12 protein-coding genes are annotated in these 13,277 nt (G+C 69.9%); 4 read left to right on the top strand and 8 right to left on the bottom strand.

The features are described 5' to 3' along the window. The first annotated feature begins 182 nt into the window (after positions 1 to 182). Entirely contained in the window at positions 183 to 605 is a 423-nt protein-coding gene (locus tag FL311_RS33370; RefSeq protein WP_141331642.1) for a hypothetical protein, read from the top strand. A gap of 54 nt (positions 606 to 659) precedes the next feature. On the opposite strand, the gene FL311_RS33375 is transcribed toward FL311_RS33370, so the two are convergent. Beyond that, a complete protein-coding gene (locus FL311_RS33375) occupies positions 660 to 1,427 on the bottom strand; it encodes a hypothetical protein (RefSeq protein ID WP_141331644.1) in 768 nt (255 codons plus the stop codon). A gap of 130 nt (positions 1,428 to 1,557) precedes the next feature. On the opposite strand from FL311_RS33375, the gene FL311_RS33380 reads away from it, so the two are divergent. Next, positions 1,558 to 1,935, top strand: a complete 378-nt coding sequence (locus tag FL311_RS33380; RefSeq protein ID WP_141331646.1) for a type II toxin-antitoxin system PemK/MazF family toxin — start codon at positions 1,558 to 1,560, stop codon at positions 1,933 to 1,935. A gap of 1 nt (position 1,936) precedes the next feature. On the opposite strand, the gene FL311_RS33385 is transcribed toward FL311_RS33380, so the two are convergent. Then, entirely contained in the window at positions 1,937 to 3,565 is a 1,629-nt protein-coding gene (locus FL311_RS33385) for an LVIVD repeat-containing protein (RefSeq protein WP_141331647.1), read from the bottom strand. Between the two features lie 198 nt (positions 3,566 to 3,763). Beyond that, positions 3,764 to 5,221 carry a cytochrome-c peroxidase gene (locus FL311_RS33390; RefSeq protein WP_141331650.1) on the bottom strand — a complete coding sequence of 486 codons (1,458 nt, stop codon included), beginning with the start codon at positions 5,219 to 5,221 and terminating at the stop codon, positions 3,764 to 3,766. Between the two features lie 126 nt (positions 5,222 to 5,347). Between FL311_RS33390 and FL311_RS33395 the strand changes: the two genes are divergently transcribed. After that, entirely contained in the window at positions 5,348 to 7,483 is a 2,136-nt protein-coding gene (locus tag FL311_RS33395) for a M28 family peptidase (RefSeq protein ID WP_141331652.1), read from the top strand. Positions 7,484 to 7,523: 40 nt separating this feature from the next. Here the strand turns inward: FL311_RS33395 and FL311_RS33400 are convergent, their stop codons facing one another. Continuing rightward, positions 7,524 to 8,135, bottom strand: a complete 612-nt coding sequence (locus FL311_RS33400; RefSeq protein WP_141331654.1) for an SMI1/KNR4 family protein — start codon at positions 8,133 to 8,135, stop codon at positions 7,524 to 7,526. 84 nt (positions 8,136 to 8,219) lie between these two features. Then, on the bottom strand, positions 8,220 to 8,687 hold the full coding sequence (locus tag FL311_RS33405) for a hypothetical protein (protein WP_141331656.1): 468 nt from the start codon (positions 8,685 to 8,687) through the stop codon (positions 8,220 to 8,222). A 107-nt stretch (positions 8,688 to 8,794) separates the two neighbouring features. Here FL311_RS33405 and FL311_RS33410 point away from each other — a divergent pair, with 107 nt between their 5' ends. Next, entirely contained in the window at positions 8,795 to 9,220 is a 426-nt protein-coding gene (locus FL311_RS33410; RefSeq protein ID WP_141331658.1) for a DoxX family protein, read from the top strand. 38 nt (positions 9,221 to 9,258) lie between these two features. Here FL311_RS33410 and FL311_RS33415 read toward each other — a convergent pair whose 3' ends face one another. From FL311_RS33415 to FL311_RS33425, 3 genes are all read right to left on the bottom strand, one after another. After that, on the bottom strand, positions 9,259 to 9,738 hold the full coding sequence (locus tag FL311_RS33415) for a (2Fe-2S)-binding protein (protein WP_141331660.1): 480 nt from the start codon (positions 9,736 to 9,738) through the stop codon (positions 9,259 to 9,261). A gap of 2 nt (positions 9,739 to 9,740) precedes the next feature. Continuing rightward, positions 9,741 to 11,897, bottom strand: a complete 2,157-nt coding sequence (locus FL311_RS33420) for a xanthine dehydrogenase family protein molybdopterin-binding subunit (protein ID WP_141331662.1) — start codon at positions 11,895 to 11,897, stop codon at positions 9,741 to 9,743. A gap of 132 nt (positions 11,898 to 12,029) precedes the next feature. After that, on the bottom strand, positions 12,030 to 13,274 hold the full coding sequence (locus FL311_RS33425; protein ID WP_228557259.1) for an SGNH/GDSL hydrolase family protein: 1,245 nt from the start codon (positions 13,272 to 13,274) through the stop codon (positions 12,030 to 12,032). Positions 13,275 to 13,277: the final 3 nt, after the last annotated feature.

Consider the following 13,277-nt stretch of genomic DNA (forward strand, 5'->3'; position numbering starts at 1 on the left):
GCCGCCAGGGGGCGGAACGGGTGATTCGCCGGACATGGCCCCATGGACTAGCACTGAAGCGCCCGCGGTGCCCCTGACGAATGGTGTGGGAGCCTGCTCGGCCGGCGGTTCCCAGGATGTAGCCCACCCGTGCCCTGCCATATCATCGCCGCATGGTGACGCGGCGAACCCTCACTGAGCTGATGGCCGAGGTGTCCAGCCGCGCCCGTGATTGGGGCGAGGTGCAGGCGCTTGGCGTCGAGCGTGGGGCGGTCGTGGCCGCCTGGCTGGAAAGCGACGACCCGGTGGCGATGCTGCACCTGCTCGTCGCGCTGCACCCCCAACGCGAAAAAGAGAAGTGCCTCGAGCTGGCGACCGCGCTGTCGTTCTTCGAACCCATGAGGGAGCTGGCACACGTGATTCGTCGCTGGAGCAGCGGCGCCGTGCCGACGAACGGTCAGTCCCCGTTCTACTTCATGCGGCTCTTCCAGCGGCTGAGCAGCTCCTTCCGGTGGATGGAGGAAACGACGCGGTCAGAGCTCGAGCCCAAGCTCGTCGCGGCGATCCGCTCGGCATTCCCGGACCCGTACACGCTCGTCGGGCCCGCCATATCCGACCCGGGGTGAACACGTCGGACCGCGAGAGGGCCCGTGCGACAGGCCCTCTCGCGAGTGCGCTCCCTACCAGATGCAGGAGAGCGCGGCGGACATGGTGGGGAGTCCCGAGAGCGCCCCATCCGGAACCACCCCGTGCGTCGGGTGGCTGGTGACGAACTTGCGCAGGCCGGAGAGGCCGCTGATGTAGCCCGTCCCGTACAGGGTGCTGCTGGAGCGCTCACGGACGACTGCGCCGCAGAACGGCTCGTTCGAGACGCTCGCGAGCGTGCCCAGGGGCACCGTCTTCACGCTGCCGTAGCCACCGAAGTACGCGATGTCCGCGGGGTCGGTGAGCAGGTACTTGGCACCGGCGACGAACAGGTAGACCTGAGTCGTCGTGCGCTCCTGCACCAGGAGGCTCTTGACGTAGGTGTAGTCGATGAAGCGGTCGTTCCAGTTGCTGTTCGGGATGTTGTGGACCTCCTTCCAGTCATCCCAGACGTCCAGCTCCGTGGGGTTGGGAATCCACCAGAAATGCTGACCCACGACGACGTAGATGGGTGCGGTCCCAATCTGACGGAAGAGGGTGCCGTCCATGGGGAGCTCGGTGTACGAGTCGATGGTGGCCTGGGGCAGGGGCACCAACGAGCGGCCCGAGTAGAGGCTGTGCTGCGCCGGCGGGATGAAGAAGCGCGCCCCGCCCGCCACGTAGTAGCGGTTCGAGGTCTCGATTCCGAGCAGGACGGTGCCATCCGGAGCGGCCACGTAGCCGGCGAAGGCCTTCGCTCCGAAGAGGCTCAGGCTCAACACGAGCCAGCGGGTGATGCAGGCGAGGGAGGATGTGACACGCACGGATTTTTCTCCTGACATGAGGGGGACCTTCTGATGGGTTCCGCCGCGCCCACTCGGCGCGGCAGGGGGACTACGAAGGCGGCCCTCCTGTCTGGTCATGCCTCCGGGCTTCGCGGGAGATACTTGCGCCATGACGACCATCCCCGACACGTCGCGAATCGACCGGGGCGACCTGTACTGGCTCGCGCCCGATGACTCGCGAGGCCCCGCGCCGGCCTACTCGCATCCGTACGTGGTGGTGCAGGAGGACGTCTTCAACCACTCGCGAATCACCACGGTGGTGGTCTGCGCGCTCACCTCCAACCTGCACCGCGCCGCCGAGCCCGGCAACGTCCTGCTGGAGCCCGGCGAGGGCGGCCTCCCCCGCCAGAGCGTCGTCGTGGTGTCGCAGATCGAGTCGGTGGAGAAGTCCCGCCTCGGCGCGCGCATCGGCGCGCTGTCCGAGGCGAGGGTGGAGCAGGTCCTCGCCGGCCTGCGCTTCCAGCAGGCGTCGTTCTTCCGGCGCTAGCTCAGGGCTCGTTGAAGATGAGCAGGCCGCGCGCGGTGTCCACCACGTAGACGTGGCCGTCGCCCGGCACGCGGATGCCGATGGCGCCCTCGAGCAGGTTGTCGGTGCGCTCCGGGTCGTCCTCGCGGAAGGTGTTGAAGTGGGCGATCTGCTTCGGCTGGGGAGGAATGGAGACGTCCAGCACGCGCAGGCCCTCGTGGTAGTAGGCGATGTACAGACGCTTGTCCTTGAGGACCATGTTGTGGATGGACGTCTGGTTGCGCAGCTTGTACCGGCCGATGAGCGGGATGTTCGTGGGGTCGGTGACGTCCAGCACGCGCAGGTGGGTGCCCTGGTATTCGCCGCCCTCGAACGCGATGGTCCTCCCGCCGAACGTCCCCACCGCGCCCGCGTGGCTCATCGACGTGCTGTTGTCCGACGCGAAGGTGTAGGCGCCCAGCTCCTTCGGGTTCATCGCGTCCTTCACGTCGAAGACGACATAGCCCGAGCTGAAGTGGTTGACGTAGAGCCGGTCCTGATAGGCGAAGCTGTCGTGGGCCGAGGGCAGGTAGGACGTCGTGTCGGACACGACGATGCGGTTGAGCAGGGCCGGCTCGAGCGGCTGGGAGATGTCGAACAGCAGCGTCTCCCCGTGGGCCGAGGGACCGGGTGACACCGCGTACAGCCGGTCTCCCTCGACGAAGAGCGTGTGGACGTTGAGGGGCGGGCCGCCGGGCACGTTGCGCACGAAGGTGGGGTTGGCGCGCTCGGTGATGTCGAAGACGAGGACGCCCGTGTCCTTGCTCGCGACGTAGAGCGCGTCACCGCGCGTCCAGGCCGCGTTCCAGTAGGAGTCTCCGGAGAGGGATATCTTCTTTGTCAGCACGGGGCGGGCGCGGTCGCGGATGTCGAAGACGGTGAGGCCCCCCGGCGTCCGGGAGCCCCAGGGGACGGACACGACATAGGCGTGGTGCCCGTCGACGTAGACATCCACCGGCTGTCCGGGCGTCACGAAGGTCTCGGAGAGCAGCCGCAGCCCGCCCGAGGACTCGGCCTCACCCCGCCCCCACGTCATCCGCGCGGCCTCGAAGGTCCCGGTGCCGCCCACCTTGCCGTTGGTGCAGCGGGCATAGCAGCCCGTCACATAGCCGGGGCGGGAGACCTGACAGCCCAGGAGCGCCACCTGCCGCTGGGCGTTCGCGAGCTCGAAGCGGCTGGTGAAGTGGAAGCGGCCCGTCAGCTCCTGTCGGGTGAGGGGCCGCTCGTCCATCGTCCCCGCCCCACCGCCCCGGGGCACCCTCACGCTGACGAAGTCCGGGTACGCGTCCTGGTTGCGCAGGTCCACCATGTAGATGCCCTGCGGGTCCAGGGTGGCGAGCGAGGCCGTGTCGCACTTCGACACGTCGAACAGCGCGGGCGAATCACAGTCGAACGTCGTGCCGCGGGCGACGGTGGCGGTGCAGGGCGCGTACTCGCCCGGGTCCTCCCAGTCCGTGGGGTCCACCAGCGGCGTATAGGTGCCGTCCCACGGGTCCACCGGCGGAGGCGGAGGAGGTGGCTCGGGCTGTCTGGGTTTGTCGTCCGAGCAGGCGAAGCCCAGCAGCATGAGTCCAACGAAGATGGTGCGGACGGCGGGTGACTCGAGGGCCATGAGGGTGAGGCTCCTGTCGAGAGGCGACGTCCGGGGTGGACGCCCGCGCCCGTGGGGAAGCGGGCGCGGGCGGGATTACAAGCCACGCGAGGCGAAGAACGACCATGCCCCGAGGAGCATCCTCCACGGGGCAACGACAGGTTGGTCGACGAGGCCCGCCGGACTACGCTGGCGGGTTGGTCTCCTTCACGTCTGTCTTCAGAGCCGCTCGAGGAAGCGCAGCAGGTCCTGCTTCTGGGCGGGGCTGAGCGACTCGGGCGGTGCGCCGGGGAGCTCCGGGGGATGCACGGGAGGCAGCTCGAGCGCGGACGTGAAGGGGATGACGAACTGGCTGTAGAGGTCGACCACGCCCTTCAGCGTCTCGATGCTGTTGTCGTGGAAGTACGGCGCCGTCCGCGCGGCCCCTCGGAGGGTGGGGATGTCGAAGGCCTCGAAGTCCAGCGGGTTGCCGGTGACGAGCGCGCGACCGGGGTCCGTGGTGAAGGCCTGGGGAAAGAGGTTGGGGCCGACGATGGGCGCGCCGTTCTCGTCCACGGCGGGGTTCGGGTCATACGGGTCTCCGCTCGCGGTGACGGGGATGGGGGGCAGGTCCGTCACCTGCTGTGTCCGGGTGCCGTCCGTGTAGAAGCGGAACCGGTAGCGCGGCAGCTCCAGCGAGGCGTTGTACAGCGTGGGGAACTGGCCAATCTGTCCCAGGTACGTGAAGCCTCCGACGGCGATGTTCAGGATGTCGGGTGTCTGGCGTTGGCCCTGCACGGGGACGGGGCCCGTGCCCGGGACGTTCGTGAAGACGACGTTGCCGTCGGGCTTCGTCACCGGGAAGCCGGAGGCGAGCTCCAGCATCGCCGGCTGGGAGATGTGGCTCAGCGTGGGGCTGCCGTGGCACGGCTCGCAGCCGACCTTGAAGACCTCGCGTCCGCGCGTCTCGGCGGGCGTGAGCCAGAGGAAGTCCTCGGGCGACGGGATGCGCGAGAGCGGGACGCCCGCGTCGAGCAGGCTCGCGACGAAGCGCGGGCGGGACGAGGTGAACGCATCGCGCTGGAAGCTCGCCAGCTGGCGCAGCTGTGAGCGGGGGACGGCGCCACCCTGGCTGTGGCTGGTGATGGCGGCCTGGGCCTGGTCCTCCAGGTTGGATTCACGCCCGTCGAGCTGGAAGAAGGGGCCGGTGAGGGCCACGTCCTGGATGCTCGGCACGCCTCGCCAGACGAAGACCTTCCTGTCCGCGGGGGTGATGACCTGCCCCTGGGCGTCGATGACATCCATGTTGTCGGGAAGGGGCAGGACGACGCGGACCAGTCCCTTCTTCAGGTGCTCGTACGTGGGCACCGCCGCGTTCGGGTCGTCCGCGTCGATGGGATGGAAGAGCACGTCCCGCGGGTTGGAGGCATGCAGCGCCTGGACGTGCGCGGGCTTGAGCGCGGTGCTGTCGTCGAGCACGTGACAGGTGGCGCACGAGCGTCCGTTCGTGTTCGGGAAGGCGTGGGTGAACAGTCGCTTGCCGGGAGCGGAGCTGCTCAGCGCCGCCTCGGCGGTCGCGGTGGGCTCCGCCGCGGTGGCCTCGGGGACGTCCCGCTCCGGCTCGGCGGGGGTGCAATGTGTCAGTCCGCCCAGCGCGAGCACGCCGGCGATGCGCAGGAAGATGCGCGTGGGAATCATGGAGTCTCCAGGGTGTGGACTCCCTGGAACACCGGGTTCATCCCGAACTGTCACCTGTCGGTCCGCATGCAATGGAGGTTGGACTCGAGCGAAGGGGGATGCTGAGTTGCCTGCACCGAGACCTCCATGCGCCTTCGCCTGCTCCTGTCCGTCGCCGTGCTCGTGTCGCTCCCCGCCTTCGCCCAGCCTCCGGTGTCCCCGGTGGGGCCGGTGTCGCCCACGACGGGCCTGGTGCTGAGGGACGACGTGGTGCGCGCCCTCATCTCGGAGAGCTCCGGGGACCGCATCCATGACGGTGTGCAGCGACTGTCGCTGCTGGCCCGGGACAACGCGGAGGGCTACGGGCAGGCGGCGGAGTGGGTCGCCGCGAGCGCGAAGGCCGTGGGGCTGCAGGACGTGCGCGTGGAGCCGATGAAGCAGGAGCCCCAGTGGCGCGCCACCCGGGGTGAGCTGTGGGTGTCCGGGCCGCACCGCTACAAGGTGACGTCGCACGCGGACCAGCCCATGGCGCTGGCGCTGCGCAGCGGCAGCTTCGAGGGCAAGGCGCTGGAGCTGGTCGACGTGGGGCAGGGCAACCAGGACTCGGACTACGCGGGCAAGGACTTCCAGGGCAAGGTGGTGCTCACGCGGGGACACCCTGTCGCGGTCCTGCGCCGGGCGGTCGGGAAGCTCGGCGCGGTGGGCGTGCTCTCCTCGTACTCGACGCCGCCCTGGAACCAGCCGCATCGCATGGATGGGGACTTCCCCGACCAGATTGGCTGGGCGGTGGTGCCGCCGGGGATTCGGCCGGAAGGGCAGCCGGCGCCCTTCCTGTTCATGCTCACCGACCGCCAGGCGCGCGAGCTGCGAGCGCAGCTCCTGACGGGCCCGATGAAGGTGGACGTGAGCATCGCCACCGAGACGAAGCCGGGGCACTACTCCGTCGTCAGCGGCGTCATCCCCGGCCAGCGCTCGGACGAGGAGATTGTCCTCACCGCGCACCTGGACCATTACAAGCCGGGGGCCAATGACAACGCCTCGGGCGCGGCCACGGTGCTGGAGATGGTGCGCACGTACACCACGCTCATCCGGGAGGGCGTGCTGCCGCCTCCGGTGCGCACCGTGCGGGTGCTGTGGCTGCCGGAGTTCGAGGGGACGCGCGAGTGGTTCGAGCGCCACGGCGCCGAGCCGGTGCGGCGGGTGGCGCACTACAACTTCGACATGCTCGGCGCGAGCCTGACGAAGGTGCACTCGCGCTTCTCCGCGTCGTACACGCCGGACTGGCTGGGCAGCTTCGTGAACGCGGTGACGGAGTCCACGGTGGCGTTCATGAACCGCTTCAACGCGGTGACGTATCCGTCCCGCAAGGACTTCCGCATCGGCTCCGTCACCGGCTCGCGCGAGCCGATGGACATGCACCTGGAGCGCTATGGCCGGGGCTCGGACCACCAGCTCTTCAATGACCACGGCATCCCCGGCGTGGCGTTCTCCACCTGGCCGGACGACGCGTATCACACGAGCGGGGACCGGCCGGAGAACGTGGACCCCACGCAGCTGCACCGCGCGGCGTTCGCGGGGCTGGCCTCCATCACCGTCGCCGCCTGGGCGGAGGGCCCGGGGGCGCTGGAGCTGGCGCGGCTGGTGTCGGTGCACGGCGCCCGTCGCGTGGCGGAGGACGAGTTCCGGGCGCGCAAGGACCTGGCCGCGGCGCCCGCCGAGCAGGTCGCGGGCACCTACCGGCTCGCGCGCGCGGTGGTGCGCGCCGCCTACGCGCGGGAGCGCGAGGCCTTGCGCTCGTGCCAGCCGTTGGGCGCGCCGGCCGCGTCGGTGAAGACGCTGACGAAGCTGTTGGACCGCGCCGAGGAGCAGGCCCTGGAGCGCGTGGAGGCGGATGGCAAGGCGCGAGGTGTCTCGCTCAAGGAGCCCGCCGTGACGGAGGCGGAGCGCCGCGCCCGTGCCTTCGTCCCGCGACGGGTGAAGGGCAAGGAGCTGGCCTCCTTCGATGAGCTGGCGGGCAAGGTGGCTCCAGCGGACCAGCCCCGGGTGGACGCGGTGCGGGCCGCGTTCCGGGATGCCGCGTCGGCGCTGCGGGAGCAGGGGGAGGGCGAGCTGCGCTTCTACCAACTGCCGGATGCCATCGCGAGCTACGCGGACGGCCGTCGCTCCGTGGCGGACATCCGCGACGCGGCCTACGCGGAGTACGGGTACGTCTTCCCGGCGGAGGCGCTCGTGGACCTCTTCGCGCTGCTCCAGCAGGGCGGCATCATGACGAGCACGCGCTGAGGCACGAAGGCCCCCGCGACTCGGGGGCCGTGGCGCCGGACTACAGCGACAGGCGCTTGTCGGCGAAGGTCATCCCGGGAGCGCCCACGTCCTTGAACCAGCTCGGCGGCTTGGGGGCGGTGAGGGCCGCGGTCATCGTCTCGAGCCACTGCGGGAAGGACTCGAAGTCCGGCGTGGCATCCTCGGGGTTGTGCCACGCACCGGTCGCGAGCACGCGGGCGCGCGGCTGGTCCTGGTGGTGGTAGTAGATGGGGTACTCACCATTCGGGCCCGGCTTGCTCACGTCGAAGCACCACACGGCCTCGCCGCCCGCCTCCGCGAAGCCGACCAGGTGGTTGGTGGAGAGGTCCACGCCCTCCTCGATGGAGACGCCCTCCGGCAGGTGGACCAGATCCTCGTTCGCGCTGGCGATGTCCTCCGCGTCGTAGAGCCAGAAGCCCACGTCCAGGCCGTCCGCCTGGAGATTGCGCTCCGCGATGCACAGTCCCAGCGCGAGCGCCTCGCGATAGCTGGGGGGCGGCGTCCAGCTCAGGGTCCCGAAGTGCGGCTTCACGACCTTCACCAGCGCGTCGGCCGAGATGGGCTCGGAGAGGGTCAGCTCCAGCAGCTTCGACTGCTTCAACGCCTCGATGGACTGGGAGACTTGTTTCATGTGCGCGGACGCTAGCCCGCGACCCTCGCGAAACCAACGACGCCCGACCCGTGTGTCACGCCACGGACGGAGCCGGAGTGCGCTTCACCGTGGGGTCGAGGCCGATGAAATCCAGTGCAGCGGGTCACCATCGTGTGAAACCACCAGGGCGTGTCGCCCCAGCTTCAGCGTCTCTTCGAGCCCGATGACAGGGGCGTGGAAGACGTGCTCGCTCCGGGGGAACGAGAGGGCGCCTTCGGTGCACAGGACGTATTCCGGGAACACGTCCTTCATCTCCATCGGCGTGTGGAGGACCAGCACCATGTACGTGTGGCCACGCAGGCCGTCCAGGATGTCGGAGGGACGGAAGTCGTCGCTCGTCGCGACGACGGGCGCCCGGGTCAACTGGAAGGCGCCCGTGCGCCGGTCGAAGTCGAAGCGGGCGAGCGCCGCGGGCTGCAAGGCGGGCAGGGTGCTCGTCAAGAACCGCTCGACGGCGGTCCAACCGGGATGCCGCGAATCGGCGGACAGCTCCCATTCCTGATACGTCCACGCATCTTCCAGTGTCTGCATGTCTTGTTTATGAGGCATGGGCCAATCCATTGGCGAGAACTCCCAACAGGGGACGACCTGGATTATGTCTCGCGCAGGTCAAACCCGGACTCCTCGAAGGATTCATCATGAAGCTCGCCTCCCTGTTCCCCGCGCCCCTGCCGACGGCGCCCAGCGTCGGCCTGCTGCTGCTGCGCCTCGTCGCTGGCATCGCGTTCATGTTCCACGGCTGGTCGAAGATCCAGAACCCGTTCGCCTGGATGGGCGCCGAGGCGCCCGTGCCGGGAATCCTCCAGGCGCTCGCCGCGCTCTCGGAGTTCGGCGGCGGGCTCGCCTGGGTGCTGGGCCTGCTCGTGCCGCTGGCGTCCCTGGGCCTCTTCTTCACCATGGCCGTCGCCACGCACGTCCACGCCGTGGTGAAGGGCGACCCGTTCGTCGGCCATGCCGGCAGCTATGAGCTGCCCCTGCTCTACCTGGTCATCGCCGTGGTGCTGATGACCGTGGGGCCCGGCCGCTTCGCCCTGGACACCTGGCTGCGCAAGAAGCTCGGCTGAGCACTCGCGAGGCTCGTGGGCATTCCACCCGCGAGCCGTCACCCACCCGTCGCACCACTTCGCAGCAGCAGGGCGGCGCGCTTGATGGCGGCGCGGATGCGGACATAGGTGCCGCACCGGCAGACGTTGTCGCTCATCGCCGCGTCGATGTCCGCGTCGGACGGGTGGGCGTTCTTCTTCAGCAGCGCGACGGCGGCCATGATCTGCCCCGGCTGACAGAAGCCGCACTGGGCCACGTCCTCCGTCATCCAGGCCTGCTGCACCGGATGCAGTCCCTGCGCGCCCAGCCCCTCGATGGTCATCACCTCGCGGCCCCGCAGCGTGCCCACCGGATGGATGCACGGCCGGAACGCCTCGCCGTCCAGGTGGCTGGTGCACGCGCCGCACACGCCCACGCCGCAGCCATACTTCGGCCCCGTCACGCCCAGCACGTCGCGCAGGACCCACAGGAGCGACAGGTCCTCGGGCGCCTCCACCGACACCGTCTGACCATTGAGGATGAACTGATGGGCCGGCATGCTCAGACTCCCTCGTCGAGGATGGGGAAGCGGGTGGGCATCGTGCCCCGGGCCCGCGCAATCGCGTTCGTCAGCGCGGCCGCGGCGCTGGGGTAGCCCAGCTCACCCACGCCGCCCACGCGGTCATCCGAGCGCACCAGGTGCACCTGGATGTCGGCCGGGACGTGCTTCATGCGCATCCAGCGGTAGTCCGCATAGCTGCTCTCGCGCACCGCGCCCGCGTCGATGTGGATGCCCGCGCTCAGCGTGGTGGACATCGCGTCCACCGCCGCGCCCTGGAGCTGGGCCTCGATTCCCTTGGGGTTGATGGGCAGGCCCACGTCCGCGGCGATGACGATGCGCAGCACCCGCGGCGTCCCTCCGGTGACGTCCACCTCGATGAGGTGCGCGATGGCGCTCCCCCACTCCTCCAGCACGGCGACCCCCTGCGCCACCCCGGGCGGCAGCGCGCGCCCCCACTGCCCCTCCGCCACCACCTTGTTCAGCACCGCCTTGAGCCGGTTCGAGTCGAGCCGCTCGCGACGCAGCGTCACCGGGTCCACCTGGAGCTCTCGCGCCAGCTGGTCGACGAAGACCTCGTTCGACACGCCGACCTGGCTGGTGAACACCGAGCGGAAGGACGCGGTGGGAATCGGGATGGAGATGTCGCGCAGCTCGTGGCTCACCTGTCCGAACGAATAGGGGAGCTTCTGCGACAGCGCGAAGAACACCGCGCCGGTGACCTCCGGGAGCACTTCTCCGACCAGCGCGGTGACGACGTCGCCGAAGCCGTGCGGCACCTCCAGGGTGGGGATGGCGGCGCGGTGGTGCCAGCCCAGGATGCGCCCGCCCAGACCCAGGTGGGCGAGGATGCGGTGGTGGCTCGCGGGACGGAAGCGCCCGTGGCGCATGTCATCGTCCCGGCTCCACATCAGCTTCACCGGCTTGCCGATGGCCTTCGACACGAGCGCGGCCTCCACCGCCGCCTCGTTGAAGAACCTGCGGCCGAAGCCACCGCCCGCGCGCACGGTGTGCACCGTCACCTTCCACGGCGTCAAAGTCCAGCCGAGCGCCCGCGCCACCTCACGCTGGGCATGCTTCGGGTCCTGCGTCCCCACCCAGACCTCCGCCAGTCCACCCTGCACGCGCGCCACGCAGCTCTGCGTCTCCATGGGGGCGTGCGCCAGGTAGGGGAAGTCGAATCTCCCCTCCAGCGTGCGCGTCGTGAACAACGGCGGCAGGGGCCGCGCGCCGATGCCGTCGCGCAAGCGCGTGCGGATGTCCGCGCCGGACAGCGCGCTGGCGGGGCCGGGCGTCCAGGTGATGCGCAGCGCCGCGCGGGCCGCGAGCGCCTGTCCGAAGGTCCGGGCCACCACCGCCACGCCGGTGCCCAGCGAGACCACGTCCACCACGCCGCCCATGGCCCGCGCCGCCGCGTCGTCGACGGTGCGGACGGTGCCGCGCAGCGTGGGAGGTCTCGCCACCACCGTGGGGAGCGCCTCGGGGAGGTCCAGGTCCAGGGCGTGCCGGGTCGCCCCCGTGACGATGTCCCGCGCGTCGATGCGCCCGGTGGGCTGACCCACCAGCGTGTACTGGCTCACCGGCTTGGGCTGCGTGGAGACCAGCGGCAGCACCACGCGAGCGGCATCCTGCGCCAGCTCGCCATAGCCGGCGCGTCGACCATCGGGCGCGCTCACCACGCCCCGCGCGGTGGTGAGCGTGGGCGCGAGGACCCGCCAGCGCAGCGCCGCCGCCGTGACGAGCCGGGCCCGCGCGTCCGCCGCCGCGGCGCGAAGCGGCCCGGACAGGAGGCGCATCGTGGTGGACATGCCCGTGAGCTGGGTGAACCACCGCGAGTCCGCGTCCTCGTGGAGGATGGAGACCGCGTCGAGCGCGACGTCGAGCTCCTCCGCGACGAGCATGGCCACGGCGGTGGTGATGCCCTGGCCCATCTCCGTGCGTGGAAGGGTGGTGGTGACGCGTCCGTCCTCCTGGAGCGTCAGGTAGAGGTTCATCGTCGCCGCCGCCGTCTCCTCGGGCTGCGCGGCCTGGGCCGTGGGCACGTCGAGCCCCAGCCGGGCCGCAATCATCAACGTGGGAGAAGCGACGACCCACGTCAGGAAGCGACGGCGGTCCAATCCTTCGGAAACGGGAGCGTCTGACTCGAGCGTGTCCGCCATGGCCAAAGCATGGCACACCGTGCATGTGAGCCCAATGGCCTGCCAGGTCGCTCCATCAGCCGTTGGACACGTGTGTCGTTCAATGAGGACAGAGCATTCTCCTGTCCACGGCGTGGCTTGTTGGCAGATGCCTTATTGGCGAATCACGTCCTGGATGAAGCGGCTCAGCGCCTCGGCCATCTTCGCGTGTGTGGCGGCGGACGGATGCCAGTCCTCGGCGACTCCGTCCACGGACGGATTCTGCACGGCCATGACATGGCGGTGGACGCGCGTGTCGCCCTGTTGATGGCGCTCCGCGACCAGCTCGGTGAGCCAGTCGCCCACGTGGACGGAGGTCACCTGGCCGCCCTGCTCGTGCTGCTTGTAGCCATCCGTCATGCTGCCCAGCGTACACACGAGGTGTGCTCGCGGATGCAGCGTGCGCAGGCGCGTGAGGAACGTCCGATAGGCGGACTTGAAGGCCGCTTCATCCGGGAGGAACACGTCGGTGCCGTGACCGGCGAGGGTGTCGTTGCTCCCGGCGTTGATGACAATCACGTGCGGTGATTCACCCGAGGAATCCCAGGGCGCGCTGTGGCCGGGGACCGCGAGCTCGTAGAGGGCGGGGACCAGTCCCGTCGTCGACAGGTCCAGGTTGCGGTACACGCCGTGCCCCGAGTGGCAGATGAGCGAGGCCTCCGCGCCCAGCTTCCGGGCCGTGAGCCATGCGTAGGCTCGCGTGGGGTTCTCGTTCTTGGAGGTGAAGGTCGGCGCCCGCCAGGAAGGGGAGGGCGGGATGATGGAGACCTCGGAGCCGTAGCCGCAGGTGATGGAGTCTCCGACGAACTCCATCCGCAGCGCCGCGCGGGGCGGCGGCTCCCGGAGCTCTCCGTGGACCTCGAGCGCCTCGAGCGTGGTGACGCCCACGGAGGTCTCGGTGCGCTTGAGGACCTCCACCGTGTGGAGCCCCAGCGCAAGCCCGGTGGCGAGCGGATAGGTGGCCGCGCCGCCCTTCACCTCCAGCTTCTGGGGCGCGCCCCCGTCGACGATGACGTCGAAGTAGTTGGTCTTCGTGTCGCCGCCTGGCCCCGCGTCGTCGAGGCGCATGCGCAGGGCATCGCCCCAGAACCGCACGCGAATCGTCACGCCGGGGTGGGAGAAGACCACGCGAGTCCCGGAGCGATACGCTCGTCCGATGACCTGCACCCGCGAGTCGGAGGCGGGGATGCCGAGCCATGAGGGCGTCTGGGCAGGGGCTTCCACGAAGGGCGCGGACTCCGATGAGACGAGGTGCGCGGCGTTGTCGTCCGGCGTCTGGGAGGAGGACCGGCACGCGGTCATCGACATCGCGAGCCCGAGGCCGAGGGTGGGCAGGCCGCGCGAGTGGCCTCGGGGCATCGG

This window comes from Myxococcus sp. AB025B (assembly GCF_006518215.1).
Taxonomy (GTDB): domain Bacteria; phylum Myxococcota; class Myxococcia; order Myxococcales; family Myxococcaceae; genus Myxococcus; species Myxococcus fulvus.

What these genes read in the sequence shown, in the direction of transcription:
- FL311_RS33370 (WP_141331642.1), top strand. Translation starts at nt 183, where the DNA reads ATGGCCGAGGTGTCCAGCCGCGCCCGTGATTGGGGCGAGGTGCAGGCG.
- FL311_RS33380 (WP_141331646.1), top strand. Translation starts at nt 1,558, where the DNA reads ATGACGACCATCCCCGACACGTCGCGAATCGACCGGGGCGACCTGTAC.
- FL311_RS33385 (WP_141331647.1), bottom strand. Translation starts at nt 3,565, where the DNA reads ATGGCCCTCGAGTCACCCGCCGTCCGCACCATCTTCGTTGGACTCATG.
- FL311_RS33390 (WP_141331650.1), bottom strand. Translation starts at nt 5,221, where the DNA reads ATGATTCCCACGCGCATCTTCCTGCGCATCGCCGGCGTGCTCGCGCTG.
- FL311_RS33395 (WP_141331652.1), top strand. Translation starts at nt 5,348, where the DNA reads ATGCGCCTTCGCCTGCTCCTGTCCGTCGCCGTGCTCGTGTCGCTCCCC.
- FL311_RS33400 (WP_141331654.1), bottom strand. Translation starts at nt 8,135, where the DNA reads ATGAAACAAGTCTCCCAGTCCATCGAGGCGTTGAAGCAGTCGAAGCTG.
- FL311_RS33405 (WP_141331656.1), bottom strand. Translation starts at nt 8,687, where the DNA reads ATGCAGACACTGGAAGATGCGTGGACGTATCAGGAATGGGAGCTGTCC.
- FL311_RS33410 (WP_141331658.1), top strand. Translation starts at nt 8,795, where the DNA reads ATGAAGCTCGCCTCCCTGTTCCCCGCGCCCCTGCCGACGGCGCCCAGC.
- FL311_RS33415 (WP_141331660.1), bottom strand. Translation starts at nt 9,738, where the DNA reads ATGCCGGCCCATCAGTTCATCCTCAATGGTCAGACGGTGTCGGTGGAG.
- FL311_RS33420 (WP_141331662.1), bottom strand. Translation starts at nt 11,897, where the DNA reads ATGGCGGACACGCTCGAGTCAGACGCTCCCGTTTCCGAAGGATTGGAC.
- FL311_RS33425 (WP_228557259.1), bottom strand. Translation starts at nt 13,274, where the DNA reads ATGCCCCGAGGCCACTCGCGCGGCCTGCCCACCCTCGGCCTCGGGCTC.